This is a genomic window from Alphaproteobacteria bacterium (assembly GCA_040220875.1).
Classification (GTDB): domain Bacteria; phylum Pseudomonadota; class Alphaproteobacteria; order JAVJVX01; family JAVJVX01; genus JAVJVX01.
Genome location: JAVJVX010000009.1, coordinates 82776 through 97377, shown reverse-complemented (window position 1 = coordinate 97377; position 14602 = coordinate 82776). Strand labels below are relative to the sequence as shown.

Annotated in this window: 13 protein-coding genes and 1 tRNA gene; 12 read left to right on the top strand and 2 right to left on the bottom strand. The window is 60.1% G+C overall.

All coding sequences use genetic code 11. From position 1 onward, the window contains the following. Window positions 1–138: 138 nt before the first annotated feature. The 8 genes from ssb (at window position 139) to RLQ26_09925 (ending at window position 9235) form a co-directional block, all read left to right on the top strand. Window positions 139–597, top strand: a complete 459-nt coding sequence (gene ssb, locus RLQ26_09960) for a single-stranded DNA-binding protein (GenBank protein ID MEQ9089051.1) — start codon at window positions 139–141, stop codon at window positions 595–597. A 173-nt stretch (window positions 598–770) separates the two neighbouring features. Then, entirely contained in the window at window positions 771–3503 is a 2733-nt protein-coding gene (gene gyrA, locus RLQ26_09955) for a DNA gyrase subunit A (protein ID MEQ9089050.1), read from the top strand. Next, complete coding sequence (gene coaD, locus RLQ26_09950; GenBank protein MEQ9089049.1) at window positions 3496–4005, top strand: pantetheine-phosphate adenylyltransferase; 510 nt, start codon at window positions 3496–3498, stop codon at window positions 4003–4005. Before gyrA ends, coaD begins: the two co-directional genes overlap by 8 nt. A 61-nt stretch (window positions 4006–4066) precedes the next feature. Then, window positions 4067–4546, top strand: coding sequence for a peptidylprolyl isomerase (locus RLQ26_09945; GenBank protein ID MEQ9089048.1), 480 nt, complete (start codon window positions 4067–4069; stop codon window positions 4544–4546). A gap of 47 nt (window positions 4547–4593) precedes the next feature. Further along, entirely contained in the window at window positions 4594–5175 is a 582-nt protein-coding gene (locus RLQ26_09940) for a peptidylprolyl isomerase (protein ID MEQ9089047.1), read from the top strand. Between the two features lie 55 nt (window positions 5176–5230). Then, on the top strand, window positions 5231–7210 hold the full coding sequence (locus RLQ26_09935) for an LTA synthase family protein (GenBank protein ID MEQ9089046.1): 1980 nt from the start codon (window positions 5231–5233) through the stop codon (window positions 7208–7210). A 36-nt stretch (window positions 7211–7246) separates the two neighbouring features. Then, window positions 7247–8014: a hypothetical protein gene (locus tag RLQ26_09930; GenBank protein ID MEQ9089045.1), complete on the top strand. Its 768-nt coding sequence runs from the start codon at window positions 7247–7249 to the stop codon at window positions 8012–8014. A gap of 93 nt (window positions 8015–8107) precedes the next feature. Then, window positions 8108–9235: a DUF2336 domain-containing protein gene (locus RLQ26_09925; protein MEQ9089044.1), complete on the top strand. Its 1128-nt coding sequence runs from the start codon at window positions 8108–8110 to the stop codon at window positions 9233–9235. Window positions 9236–9238: 3 nt separating this feature from the next. Here the strand turns inward: RLQ26_09925 and RLQ26_09920 are convergent, their stop codons facing one another. Continuing rightward, window positions 9239–9979 (bottom strand): SIMPL domain-containing protein, encoded by a 741-nt coding sequence (locus RLQ26_09920; protein ID MEQ9089043.1) that lies wholly within the window; start codon window positions 9977–9979, stop codon window positions 9239–9241. A gap of 240 nt (window positions 9980–10219) precedes the next feature. Here RLQ26_09920 and RLQ26_09915 point away from each other — a divergent pair. Both RLQ26_09915 and RLQ26_09910 read left to right on the top strand, forming a co-directional pair. Beyond that, a tRNA-Lys gene (locus RLQ26_09915) sits at window positions 10220–10295 on the top strand. Window positions 10296–10482: 187 nt separating this feature from the next. Then, the gene (locus RLQ26_09910) at window positions 10483–11220 is read left to right on the top strand and encodes a TetR/AcrR family transcriptional regulator (GenBank protein MEQ9089042.1); all 738 of its coding nucleotides are present in this window, start codon (window positions 10483–10485) and stop codon (window positions 11218–11220) included. A 36-nt stretch (window positions 11221–11256) separates the two neighbouring features. On the opposite strand, the gene RLQ26_09905 is transcribed toward RLQ26_09910, so the two are convergent. After that, complete coding sequence (locus RLQ26_09905) at window positions 11257–12366, bottom strand: LLM class flavin-dependent oxidoreductase (GenBank protein ID MEQ9089041.1); 1110 nt, start codon at window positions 12364–12366, stop codon at window positions 11257–11259. Between the two features lie 388 nt (window positions 12367–12754). Between RLQ26_09905 and RLQ26_09900 the strand changes: the two genes are divergently transcribed. Further along, the gene (locus RLQ26_09900; protein MEQ9089040.1) at window positions 12755–13762 is read left to right on the top strand and encodes a fumarylacetoacetate hydrolase family protein; all 1008 of its coding nucleotides are present in this window, start codon (window positions 12755–12757) and stop codon (window positions 13760–13762) included. 53 nt (window positions 13763–13815) lie between these two features. Continuing rightward, window positions 13816–14592, top strand: coding sequence for a cyclase family protein (locus RLQ26_09895; GenBank protein ID MEQ9089039.1), 777 nt, complete (start codon window positions 13816–13818; stop codon window positions 14590–14592). Window positions 14593–14602: the final 10 nt, after the last annotated feature.

The window sequence follows — 14602 nt, the reverse complement described above, 5'->3', positions numbered from 1 at the left end:
GGGTAAAACAGACGCTGGAACATTACAAGAACTTCTGGCCTCTGCGTCTGGCTTGCCCTAGAGTGCCCGAGAGGCGTGAGGCCCTGTGGGTTATACACGAAACAGACGCAAAACAGATGAGATGAAGGGGGCGGCCGCATGGCAGGCAGCGTGAACAAGGTAATCCTGGTGGGCAATCTGGGGCGCGATCCCGAAGTCAGAAACACCCAGTCGGGACAGAAAGTCGTCAACCTGTCGGTTGCCACGTCCGAAAACTGGAAAGATCGCAATACCGGCGAGAAACGCGAACGGACCGAATGGCATCGGGTCGTGATTTTCAATGACCGGCTGGCCGAGGTGGCCGAGAAATTTCTGTCCAAAGGCTCGAAGGTCTACCTCGAGGGCCAGCTCCAGACCCGGAAATGGACTGACCAGTCGGGCGTGGAAAAATACACGACCGAGGTGGTCCTGGGACAGTTTCGGGGCGAGTTGCAGATGCTCGATTCGCGGTCGGGCGGAGCCGGTTTCAGCGAGTCGGGACCGGATGATACGAGCGAACCGGCGCCGGCCCGTACGAACGGTGGACGAGACGATTTGGATGACGAAATACCATTCTAAATCAGGAGCTTATGAACGGTTTTGCGGCGCCATTTCCGTTGTGCAGGGGGGCAAAATTTGCTAGCCTCCCGGAGGCTTCCGGGACGGTTTCGAACCCCGTTCCAGAGCGCCGTTCCGACCGGCCCCCGGCCTGACGGAACCCCCGGTCCGACCCATCCATCTAGGCAGCATCCTTGAGCACATCCCCGCCTCCCGGCGAATTCGGCGTCAGCACGGTCACCATCGAAGAGGAGATGAAACGCTCCTACCTCGATTACGCCATGAGCGTGATCGTGTCGCGGGCGCTCCCCGATGTGCGCGACGGCCTCAAACCGGTCCACCGCCGTATCCTCTATTCCATGAAGGAATCGGGCTACGATCACACCAAGCAGTACCATAAGTCAGCCAGGATCGTGGGCGACGTGATGGGCCGTTATCACCCCCACGGCGATCAGGCGATCTATGACGCGATGGTCCGCATGGCGCAGCCTTTTTCGCTGCGCCTGCCGCTGGTGGACGGACAGGGGAATTTCGGCTCCATGGACGGCGACCCGCCGGCCGCGATGCGCTACACGGAAGTGCGGCTTGCCCGCGCGGCTTCGGCCATGCTCGACGATATCGACAAGGACACGGTCGACTTCCAGCCCAACTACGATGAAAGCACGAGCGAGCCCACCGTGCTGCCCGCCAGGGTCCCCAACCTGCTGGTCAATGGCGCCGGCGGGATCGCGGTAGGCATGGCGACGAATATCCCACCGCATAATCTGGGGGAAGTGATCGACGCGTGCTGTGCCTATATCGACAATCCGGGCGTTACGGTGGACGGGCTGATGGAGTTCGTCCAGGGGCCGGACTTTCCGACCGGGGGCATTATCCTCGGCCGGTCCGGATTGCGTCAGGCCTTCCATACCGGTCGGGGCTCGGTCCTTATCCGCAGCCGGACATCCGTCGAGGAAATACGGAAGGACCGCGAAGCCATCATCGTCACCGAAATTCCCTATGCGGTGAACAAGGCCCGAATGATCGAGCGCATCGCCGAGGTCGTGCGCGACAAGATCGTCGAGGGGATTTCCGATATCCGCGACGAGTCTGACCGCGAAGGCGTCCGCGTCGTGATCGAGATCAAGCGCGACGCCGATGCCAACGTGGTTCTTAACCAGCTCTACAAATTCACACCCCTCCAGACGAGTTTCGGGGTCAACACGCTGGCGTTGAACAACGGCCGGCCTGAAATGATGACCCTGAAGGACGTCATTGTCGCCTTCGTGAGATTCCGCGAGGAGGTGGTTACCCGCCGCACGATCTTCGATCTCGGAAAGGCCCGCGACCGGGCGCATGTCCTCGTGGGGCTGGCGCTGGCTGTGGCCGATCTGGACAACGCCATCGCCATTATCCGCAAGGCCAAGGACCCGGAGGCGGCCAGGCGTGAGCTGATGGCCCGCGCCTGGCCGGCGGACGAGGTTGCGCCGCTGATCGAATTGATCGACGAGCCGGGCCGGACGGTGGTGGATGGGCACTATCAGATGTCCGAAACCCAGGCGCGGGCGATCCTGGACCTGCGTCTTCATCGCCTGACCGGTCTGGAACGGGATAAAGTGGCCGAAGAACTCTCGGCAATTGCCGAGCAGATCAAGGAATATCTGGCCATCCTGGGATCCCGGGAAAAGCTGATGCAGATCGTGCGCGACGAACTGACGGGGGTCCGCGAGCAATTCGCCGACCCGCGGCGGACAGACATCGTCGAAGCCGAGGCGGATACCGAAATTGAAGACCTGATCCAGAAAGAGGACATGGTGGTAACCGTGTCCAATGCCGGCTACATCAAGCGGGTGCCGCTGGCCACCTACCGGGCCCAGCGCCGGGGCGGGAAGGGCCGCGCCGGTATGACGACGCGGGACGAGGATGTCGTCAGCCAGGTTTTCGTGGCCAACACCCACACCCCGCTGGTCTTCTTCTCCTCCCGCGGTATCGCATACCAGTTAAAGGTCTTCCGCCTGCCCGAAGGCACGCCACAGGCACGGGGCAAGGCGATGGTCAACCTGCTGCCGCTCCAGCCGGGCGAAACCATCTCCACTGTCATGCCGCTGCCCGAGGATGAGTCGAGCTGGGAAAACCTTAACATCGTGTTCGCGACGCAGAGTGGTTACGTGCGCCGCAACGCGCTTTCCGATTTCCTCAATATCAAGGCCAACGGCAAAATCGCGATGAAGCTGGACGAGGGCGATAAGCTGATCGCCGTGCGGACCTGCAACGAGAGCCAGGATATTCTGCTGTCCACCTATAAGGGGATGTGCATTCGATTCCCGGTTGCCGCCGTGCGCGTCTTCAGCGGGCGGACATCCATGGGGGTCCGGGGTATTCGCCTGGGCAAGGATGATGGCGTGATTTCGATGACTATCCTGCGTCACGTCGACGTGGATACCAACGAACGTGAGGAATATCTCCGCCGCGCCTCGCAATTGCGTCGGGCCATGGGCGACGAATCGCCTGATGACCTGCCAGGAGACAGTACGGGAGAAGAGTCGGAAAGCCATATTTCCGAAGAACGGTTCGTCGACCTTTCGGCTCGCGAGGAGTTTATTTTGACCGTCACCGAACGCGGTTTCGGCAAACGCAGTTCAGCTTATGAATACCGGGTTACGGGGCGCGGCGGAAAAGGCATCGCCAATATAGATGTCACGGCCAAGAACGGCCCCGTCATCGCCTCATTCCCGGTCGAGGACGGCGACCAGCTGGTAATCGTCACCGATCGCGGCAAGCTGATACGGCTGCCCATCGACGATATTCGCATTGCCGGTCGCCGGACCCAGGGGGTTACCGTTTTCCGGGTTGCGGACGACGAAAAAGTGGTGTCGGTCACACGGGTTTCGGATCTGGTCGAAGAGTCGGACACGGATGACGAGGAGCCCGGAGACGACAATGCCTAGGCCCAGGATCGGCGTTTACCCCGGCACGTTCGATCCCATCACCAATGGGCACGTCGACATCATCCTCAGGGCCGCACGGCTGGTCGATCATCTGATCATCGGCATCGCTGTCAACGACGGGAAGGGGCCGTTATTTACCCTGGACGAGCGGGTCGACATGGTCGTCAATGAGGTCGACGGCCAGCGCAAGAGCGGCGGCAGCGGGGAAACCAGAATCGAAGTCAGACCATTCGATTCCCTGCTGATGCATTTTGCGCAGGAAATCGGCGCCAGTGTCATTATCCGCGGATTGCGCGCAGTGACCGATTTCGACTATGAGTTTCAGATGGCGGGCATGAACGCGCGGCTCGATCCCATGATCGAGACTGTCTTTCTCATGGCGTCCGAAACCCAGCAATTCATCTCGAGCCGGTTCGTGAAGGAGATCGCGCGGCTGGGAGGCGACATCACAAGCTTCGTCCCCGAGGCGGTCGCCCGGAATATTCGCCAGAAATTAGGTTAATCGCGGTCTGCAGTCTCATCGGCGGGCGGCATTGTTTTTCCATATCCGAGAGGTCCAGATCATGGCTGACACCCCTGAAAACGACGCGCTTTATCTTGATACCCGCCACGGCCGGACGGTCATCCGGCTACGCCCCGATCTTGCCCCCAATCACGTCGCCCGGATCAAGGAACTGGCCAGGGACGGGTTCTACGATGGCCTCAAATTTCACCGCGTGATCGAGGGATTCATGGCCCAGGGCGGCTGCCCCAAGGGGGACGGCACCGGCGGGACCGGGCAAAAGCTCGCCGCTGAATTCTCTGATGCGCCCCATGTCAGGGGAACGGCATCCATGGCGCGGGCCGCGGACCCGGACAGCGGGGACTGCCAGTTCTTCATCTGCCTCGACAAAGCCTCGCACCTCGATGGACAGTACACCGTATGGGGGGAGGTGGTCGAAGGCATGGATCACATTGACGCCATAAAAAAGGGGTCTCCTCGGTCGAACGGGATGGTCGAAGACCCGGATGAAATCCTCAGTTGCGCGGTTGCAGAAGACTGACCGGGTTTGAAATCAACCTGACATGAAGAGAGGGGAGTCCTGCGAAGATGCTTTTACGTCGTACCTTCATCGCCCTGAGCGCCGCGTTCGCCGTCGCCGCGGGTCTTTTGTCAACGCCCACGCATGCCGAACAGCCTGAGGGCATTGACCCGGAAAACACGTTGTACCTGGACCTGGACTACGGTCGCGTGGTGATCCGGATGCGGCCGGACCTGGCCCCTAATCACGTCGAGCGTATCAAGCACCTGGTGCGACGGGGCTTTTACGACGGACTGAAATTTCACCGCGTGATCGAGGGGTTCATGGCCCAAACGGGTGACCCCAAAGGGGATGGCACGGGCGGATCGGGACGCAAACTCAATGCCGAATTCTCGGCCGAGCCGCATGTTCGAGGCACGGTCTCGATGGCCCGCGCGCGCAGCGTCAACAGTGCGGACAGTCAGTTCTTCATCGTCTTCGCGCCAGCACCCTTCCTTGACACCCAATACACCGTTTGGGGCGAGGTGGTCAGCGGCATGGAATACGTCGACCAGATCAAGAAGGGGTCGAGCGCCAATAACGGTGCGGTCAGCCAGCCGGACAAAATTCTCCGTATGCGTGTCGCGGCTGACGTCGCCGAGGCCGGATAAGGCATGATCAGACGCTGGCTCTAGCGGTCTAAAAGAGGCAAGAAGCCCGGAAAAAATGTTGAAGTACGCGCACTCCTTGCGACAGGGTTTCCAGCCGAGGACAAATTTCTGGCTCTTTACCATCCTGGCCTTCGTTTCGATTGAAACGATGGAGAGGGCCGGGCTCGCGATATGGGTCGGATTCCTGCAACCCGAGGACCTGCCCGCTCTCCTCGACTCTCTTCCCGTCGGCCTTCTGAACGATCTCTCGACCGGGATCCTGGTAGGCATCCCATTCCTGGTGGGCTTCATACTCCTTGGCAATTTCGTGAAATTCAGGTGGGTCCGTTACCTTCTTCACGTAATATTTTTCAGCTCTCTTTTTTCGTTACTGATGTATGAGGTCGCGGAATACGTCTTCTGGAACGAGTTCGACTCCAGAATGAACAGCATCGCGGTTTTTTACCTGATGTTTCCCAGAGAAGTTCTCGGGAACATCAAGGAATCGTTCGATCTCCAATACATTCTGCCGCCAATTCTTATTGTCACTCTGGTGTTGTATTTGAAAGTCTTTCGAAATCGCCTGGACAGGGCGATCAGCGGACAGCGGCCGGATTTCGACCTTCGCCTTCCTTTAGCTGGCCTGGTGATGGCTGCGCTGGGAGTTAATCTCGGACATATGTCGCTAGAGAGTAATTCGCGAGAGGTAGAGGAAATAGCCAAGAATGGCGTGTCTACCTTTATCCGGGCGGCCGTTACAAACGACATGGAATATACTGGTATATATTCAGAACTGCCGGAAGACGCTGCCGAGGAAATGGTAAAAAGCGAAGTGCGGGCGGACGGCTCACTGCTATCCCGAAATATCTGGAACATCCCGACCGAACGGCACGTCCCGGCCCATTCGAACGGATCTTCTCCAGAGAACACCGCCAAACGCCTGAATGTGGTTCTGGTCCTGGAAGAATCTTTTGGCATGACGTACATGGATGGCTTTCGGGCCAAGGACGACCACGGTGTCGTCGCGCCAAACCTGAGAGAGCTGATCAAGGGAGGACTCTACTTCAAGAATATTTATGCAACGGGCAACCGGACCGTTCGCGCTCTCGAGGCCGTCCTCACTTCCTTTCCTCCGATTCCTGGAATCTCAACCGCTCGTCGCAACGGGTCGGCCGGGATGAATTCGTTGCCGTTTTTCCTTCGTCAACAAGGATACCAAACCGCCATGCTGTACGGAGGGCGCGCCCTTTTTGACAACATGGGCACTTTTTGGGAAGGAATCGGCTTTGAGGACATCTTCGATGTTGCAGATATTGAGGAGCCCGGATTCACAACTATTTGGGGAAGTGCTGACGAGTACCTCTTTACCGAAGCCATCAGACGAATGGATGAGGCGGCCAAGCAGGAGAAGCCTTATTTTCTGACATTGCTGACAGTTTCGAACCATCGGCCATATGTTTATCCCGCGGGGAGGATCGATCGTGATCCAGAGGAAAAGGTAAAAGAGAATTCAGCGGCCTATGCTGATTGGGCTTTTGCGGATTTCTTGAACCGGGCCAAAAGTCATGATTGGTTTGACAGCACAATTTTTGTTTTTGTGGGAGATCATGGACCTAGAGCCAATGGCCGGGCGATGATCCCGGTCGCCTCCTACAGGGTGCCGCTTTTGTTTTATTCGCCGGCCAATATCGAGGCCGAAGAAATTGAAACACTGGGCTCTAGTACGGACGTGGGGCCAACGCTCCTCGGGCTTTTGAATTTGGATTACGAGTCGCCTTTTTTTGGCCAGGATCTGAGACGGCTGCCGCCAGGAAAAGGACGGGCGTTTTTCGAGCATAATTATTCAATCGGCATGGCGGACCCGGAACATGTTGCCGTTCTGGTGCCGAACCAGGAGCCTCGGGGCTACAAGATGTCCCTCGGACCGAACAGATTGGCGCCGGTACCCGCTCCGGACCCGGATTTGCTGAGGCGTACAGAGGCGGTTTTCCAGGTCGCTCATCACATGTTCTATAATCACCGTTATCATCAGTTGAATGAATCTCTAGCCCACTAGGCCCGCACGTATCAGAACCGGGGAAATGGAAGAATTATGAAAAAGATCATAATCGGGGGCCTCCTGGCCATCCTCGTCATTGTCGGCGCGATTGTCCTGTTCACCGCCTCCGAGCTGGACAGCCTTGTCGAGGCCGCGATCGAGAAATACGGTCCGCCCATCACCGGCACCGGGATTGAGGTCGCCTCGGTCGATATCTCCGCACAGGAAGGGAGCGGCACTCTGAACGGTCTCGTCGTCGGCAGTCCGGAAGGCTTCGATGCGCCCCGGACCTTCTCGCTCGATCAGGTCCGGATCGCCCTCGACACGAGCACGCTCCTCGACGATGTCATCGTCGTTCGCGAGATCAGCATTGTGGCCCCGCAGATCACCTACGAGCTCTCGGCCCGCTCGGGCAGCAATATCGCCGCCATTCAGCGCAACGTCGCCGCCGCATCGTCGGGCGGCGGCGCGCGTACGGGCGCCGAAAAACCCGGCAAGAAGCTCATCATCGAACGGCTCGAAATCCGGAATGCGGTGCTTTCCGTGGCCTCGAGCGACCTGGGTGGCAAAAATCTTGCGGCCGATCTGCCGGATATCACGCTTACGGATATCGGACGCAAGAGCAACGGGGTGCAGGCGGCCGAGGTGACGCGCCAGGTGCTGGCGGCCCTTGGGCCCGCGATCTCCAAGGCGGTGGCCGATCTCGGCGTCGACCGGCTCGTGGGCGGCGCGATGGATGAAGGCAAGGGAGTCCTGGAGCAAGGCAAGAAGGACCTTGAAGACGGGGTCGGCGGCGCGATAAAAGGCATATTCGGCAATTAAATCAAAGTTTTATAAATTTCTGCCCGGCAAAGTTTCCTTAACGTGACGGTATTAGCCTCACCCGTCTCAGCCTGAGACAGTTGGATTACGGTGATGGCGGCGCCCGCATACTATGAGGAACTGAAGCGCGCTGCGCGCAGTCCCGAGCTTGACGCGCGGCTGGCAGTCGCGGCAAACCCGCGGGCCCTGCCGGAGATCCTTTATTTTCTGGTCAACGATCCCTCGCCCAGGGTCCGGGCTGAAGTTGCCGGCAATATCGCGACCCCGCCCCAGGCTGACCAGCACCTGTCCCAGGACCCCGATTACGGCGTCCGGGTCCGGCTCGCACGCAAATTTGCCGCGACCGGTCTCAGCCCGGCCGAGCGCACGCGCCTCTGGCGGCTCAGCAGTACCGCCTTCGAGACCCTCGCCCATGACCGCCTCCTGCGGGTCCGCCAGCTCCTCGCCGAATCGCTCTGTATCCTGGCCGATGTGCCCCGTCTTATCGTCATGGCCCTCGCCCGGGACCCCGCCGAAGCGGTCGCCAGTCCGGTCCTCCGCCACTCTCCCGTGCTGGAGGATGAAGACCTTGTTGAAATCATGACCGGCGAGGGGGCGCCGGTTTGGGTCGGTTCGGCGATTGCCGGACGCAAGACGGTCAGTGACCAGGTCGCCCGGACCATCCGCGCGCAGGGCGACGCGCGCACGATGGCGATACTGGCTAATAATCCGGGGGCGGGGGCAGCGCAAAAGGCAACGGAAAGGCCGCGCGACGGGTGGTCCGGGCCGGACACCAGTCCCGGCGGGCAAACCCGTCCCGCGGCCGGACAACAGGGTGGCGACACAAGTCCTCAAGCCGATCCGAGGCCGACCCCTTCAGAACTCGCTGCCAGTGCCGAAAATGCGCGGGAAAAGGCACTTGAACTCGCACGGACCGGACTGCTCTCGACCGGGCACCTGTCGGAGGCGCTGGCCAGCGGCGAGCGGGATTTCCTAGAAGCCGGGCTGGCAATCCGGGCCGGTCTGCCGCTGGACGCGGTCCGCCGGATCCTGGGCTCCCGCAGCCCGCGCCGGGTCACGGCCCTCGCCTGGAAGGCCGGCTGTTCCATGCGGTTTGCCGTCGACCTGCAAATCAAGGCAGCGAAGGTGCATCCGGCCGCTATTCTGTATGCTCGCGAGGGTGTCGCCTTTCCCCTGAGCGACCGCGAGATGGAGGACCAGCTCGATCTGTTTCTCGACTGAGCCTCAGTTGATGTCCCAGACGGTCCAAATGGTCACCGAAACCTCGTTCTCACCGGCTTCGATCGGAACGTCGGCGTTCATCACGGATGCGCCAAGCCGGCGCGTTTCCATCGGTATCGCGGTCCCACATTCTGAAATTTCCCGTATTTTTCCAATATCTTCCCCGATAGAATTAAGGTAACGCTTTGCCTTTGCCCGCGCGTCGAGCACGGCTTTTTCCTGTGCCCGGGCGAGGAGTTTCTCCGGCTCGGAGAAGCCGAAGCGAATGCCGTGCACCGTATTTGAACCCGCCGCGACGAGCCGCGTGAGCAGACCGCCCAGGGCGTCCATTTTTCTCGTCCGCAAGGTGACTTTGTTGCGAACCTCGTAAGCCTCGATCGAGCGTGCGCCGCGGCGATCCGCCGGCATCTCGGAATAGACCGGCGTAATGGCGAAGTCGCGGGTCTGAATCATTTGCGGGTCGAGCCCGGCCTCCCGCAGGACCTCGCGGACCCGATTGGCAGCCGCCGTATTGGCCTGGAGCGCCACCTCGGCACTCTTGTCACGCGTCACGACCCCGAGATCGACCTCGACCATATCGGGGACGGCCTGCACCCGTCCGGTCCCCTCCACGGCGACCGTACGCGGCGCGACCGGCCCCTGGTCCTCGGCCAGCGCGCCGGCCGAGGCGGCCAGTCCCGAAAGGCAGGCCACAAGCCCTGCGAAGAGTGCAAGACCGACGACCCGGCAAGGGCGCTGGCGCAAGTTCCCCAAAAAGGGGAGTGTTCTCGGGGGCTGGCTGGAGGACATATCGAGGCCTTTCTTGATGTTTTGGGGAAGGGGAACCAGGTTCAGAACTCTAAGCGACGGTTTGGGGCTGATTTTAGGCAGGCGGGAAATCCGGCGAACCAAGGGGAACGGGCTAAAAATTCGGTTGGCGAAAGACCCAAAAACTTGCAAGCGGCCGGCGGGTCGCTTAGGTTCCGGGCGGATTTCGGCCCGGACGGGCGCGTAGCTCAGTCGGTAGAGCAAGTGACTTTTAATCACTGGGTCGCAGGTTCGATTCCTGCCGCGCTCACCATCCGACCGAAGATCCCGGCCGTGGAAATATCACGGATACGTCCAGGGCGCCGCGAAGAACTGGCAATTCGGCGCAAACCCCAGTCTCACTGGGGACATTCCGGCGTTGCATCGAACCCGCCGGAATGGTCAATTCCTAGTTCGCAGGTGCGGCCGCAAGCCGGCCGCGAGGAGGAGTTTCGCACGGGATGGGGCGAGCAAGCAAAACCACGCGCGAGAAAATCCTGGATGCGGCCGAGGCCCTCTTCGCCGAGCGGGGGTATTACGGCGTCTCGATCCGGGAGATCACCTCCAAGGCCAAAGTCGAGCTGGCGCTGCCCAATTACTATTTCGGGCGCAAGCAGAACCTTTTTCAGGCCACGATCGAGCGCCGGGTCAGCATCATGCGCGAAGAGCGCCGCGCGGCGTTGGCAGGTTCCCGCGCCAGGGCCGGTGGCGGGCCGATCCCGATCGAAAACATCATCGACGCGTTCGTCGGCCCGTTCCTGACCCGAAGCCGGACCGGTGGACGGGGCTGGAAAAACTACGCCCGCCTGATCGCCCAGGTCGCGAATTCGCCAAGCTGGCAGGCCAACATTATCAGCCCGCAGTTCGACGAGGTCGCGGAAGAGTTCATCGATGAAATCCGGCGGACGCTGCCGGACTGCGATCCGCGGAATGTATACTGGGGGTTTCATTTCCTGCTGGGCGCCATGATCCTCAGCGCGGCCGAGACAGGGCGGATCGAGGCGTTGTCGAAGGGCCTCTGCGAATCGGCCGATCTGGAGGCAATTCACAAGGCCATGGTGCCGTTTGTCACCGGCGGATTTAAGGCCCTGTGTCAGCCGGAGTCCGCGGATGCGGAGACGACGGGGACAGCAGATTCCGATTCAAAAAATGATCCCGGATCGCCGGCCGGCAGGGTAAGAGAAGACGCGGCCGAGTAGACGCCGCGCCTTCCCCCTGAGAGGCGAGGGCGGTCCCTAGACCGCCGCCATGCGCCGCTGGAAGGTGGTGCTGAACTCGGGCGCCACTTCCTCAGCGAACCGGGTGAGGCTGCGGATCTGATCCTCTCGCGAGACGCTATGCAGGTCGACCTGCACGATGATCCGGTCATAGCCGATGTCGATATATTTTTGCACCCTCTCACGGACCGTCTGGGGCGAGCCGATGAACTGGCGCTGGATGAATTTCTCGTTGGCCTCGGAATTGATGTCGGCGAATCCCTTGAGGCCCGAGAAAATCTTTCCGGTAGCGGCAAAATTGGGATCGTCCTGGAGATAGTCGCTGGTATCCCAGCCGCCGTGCTCGTAATGAGCGACGCTGTTCTTGAAGAATTCCGAGACATGATGGCGGCCGGCCTCTACGGCCTCCTCGTCGCTGTCGCGGATCAACGTGTTGACCCAGACCGCCTTCTGGCGCGGACTGCCACCAAGTTCGGCCACCTTGTTGTCGAAATTCGCAGTGTTCGACTGGCCCACCTCGAAGGGAAACCATGACGATCCCAGCATGTTGAAGCCGAGATTGGCGACTTTCTCGGTGCTCTTGGGGTCGATGACCGCGCCGTAGAAATTAACGAGCTCCGGGTGAGGGTGGGGTCTGATCTGGATCGGCTTGGAGACCTTGTATTCCTCGCCGTCATACGTGAAGGGCTCACCCTTCAGGGCAAGCTGGATCACTTCCATGCCTTCGCGGAACAGGGTGACCGATTTCCGCATGTCAGCACGATAGATCTCGTACTCGATCGGTGCCGTGCCCCGCCCGACGCCGAGATGAAGCGGCGCGCCCGTGAGCACCGTGAGCATCGAGATTTCCGACGCCAACCGGATCGGGTCGTACCAGGGCGTGACCAGGACGCAGGTGCCGAGGCCCAGGCCCGGGAAACGCGAGGCGACGTAGGCGTAAGCGAGAAGTGGACTTGGGATGGGGTAGTAGTCGGTAAAGTTGTGCTCGGCCATCCATACGGTTTCGAACCCCAGCCTGTACCCGGCTTCCGTCACGTCGATGAAGGTCTGGTAGCGTTCGTCATCGGTTTTGCCGAGAGTATCGTAGGCGCTGGCCGAGAAGTTGAACGTCGCTTGATCCAAAGGCATTTCGGTTTATCCCTCCGCAATGATTTTTGGGGACTTCGCATTGGCCGCAGCGACGTGCACCCGGCCCTTGAAGTTCAGCAGTGCCTGAAAAGTTCCTGCCCCTTGGTTTTACTCCCGCCCGGGAACGACCCCCGTGAGGACACCCCCGAAATAATTTGAACGATCGTATATATCTTGCGCGACTGTTTCAACATAAAATCCTGTAAACTATAACCGATTTAGCTCTTTAAACAATTTATTCTCACCGTTAGAATACGGCCTGTCGCGTCGCACCCGCCCGCATTGTCAGAATCAGCGAGGCCGGACAGTCACGATACCGGGGCGCGTTATCGCGTCGGGACAAGGCCCGGGCCAGCCGGCCAGCCGATGAGGGGAGACACCGCCAGAAATGAAATTGATCACCTTTCGTCTGACCGACGGCGTGCCTCGGCTCGGCGCCTGGCTGGAAGACGGGGTCCGGGCGGTGGACCTGGCCAGGGCCGCACTTGCGCGCGATGGCGACGCTACTCCGGTGCTCACCTCCATGCAGGCGCTCATGGATGCCGGCGAAGCAGGGCTCGACCTTGCCCGCAAGACTTCCGACTGGGCCGCAAATACCGGAGACGAGGATCTCGTGGTAAGTGCGAATAACGGCTTTTCGCTGATGTCGCCCGTGCCGGTGCCGGCCCAGATCCGGGACGGGCTGTTTTTCGAGGATCACCTGAAACAGGCCTTCGCCGTCCTGCGACGCACTCGAGCCCGGGCCGAACCCGATCCGGAAGAGGCGTTGCGCCGCTTCGAGAAAGCCGGGCTCTTTGGCATTCCCGAGGTCTGGTACAAGCGACCGATCTATTACAAGGCCAACCGGTTTTCTGTGATCGGTTCGGATACCGACATCATCTGGCCGTACTACGCCGAAAATCTCGATTATGAGTTGGAATTCGGCTGCTTTATCGGCAAGCGAGTCCGAGATGTAAGCAGGAAGGACGCGGCCAGCCATATTTTCGGCTACAGCATTTTCAATGACATCAGTGCCCGCGATGTCCAGTCGGAAGAGATGCCAGGGCAGCTTGGGCCGACCAAATCAAAGGATTTTGATACAGGCAATATAATCGGCCCGTGTGTTGTGACAGCCGATGAGATCGGGGATCCCTATAATCTGACCATGATCGCCCGGGTGAATGGCGAGGAATGGTCGCGCGGCAATAGTGGTTCGGCCTACTGGCGCTTCGAGGACGCGATCGAAATCATGTCGCGGTCCGAAACGCTCTATCCTGGAGAATTCATTGGCTCCGGCACCGTGGGCGGCGGCTGCGGACTTGAGATGGAGCGTTCGCTCAGCCCGGGCGACGTTATCGAGCTGGAAGTCGAAGGAATCGGCATTCTCAGAAATAGGATCGTCCGCCTAGACAGCTAGGGCGGCGCGATCAACCGGTTGGGTAATTTAAATTTGACAGGGGACAGAAAGCCATGGCCCGACGTTTCGTAGACATCTCCGTTCGCCTTGAAGACGACATCGTTTCGGACCCCCCCGGATACGGGCCGAAAATCGAATACGTGACCCACAAGGACACGGCCAAGGATGTCGCGGGTTTCTTCCCCGGGGTAAAGGAGAGCGATCTGCCCGATGGAGAAGGGTGGGCGCTCGAATGGATTCGCCTCATGACCCATAACGGGACCCATCTGGATGCGCCGTACCATTACGCCTCGACGATGGATAAGGGCAAAAAGGCCATGACGATCGATGAGGTGCCGCTGGAATGGTGCTTCAATCGTGGCGTGAAACTGGACTTCCGGAATTTCCCGGACGGCTACGTCGTGACGGCGGAAGACGTCGAGAAAGAACTCGCCCGGATCGGACATACGCTGGAACCCTACGACATCGTCCTCATTAACACTCGGGCGAGCTCGGCCTATGGCGACGACGACTACATTCATGCCGGTTGCGGTATGGGCCGCGAAGCCACGCTCTATCTGCTCGAGCGCGGGGTCCGCGTGACCGGGATCGATGCGTGGAGCTGGGATGCCCCGTTTCTGCACACCAAGAAGCGCTGGGAGGAAACCCAGGATCCCAGCATTATCTGGGAAGGGCACCGGGTCGGCCGGGACATCGGGTACTGCCACCTCGAGAAGCTCGGCAACCTCGATGATTTGCCGGGGACCGGATACACGGTTGCTTGTTTTCCCTGCAAAATCAAAGGGGCTTCGGCCGGGTGGACCCGGGCCGTGGCAATTTTCGACGAGTAATCATTTCCTT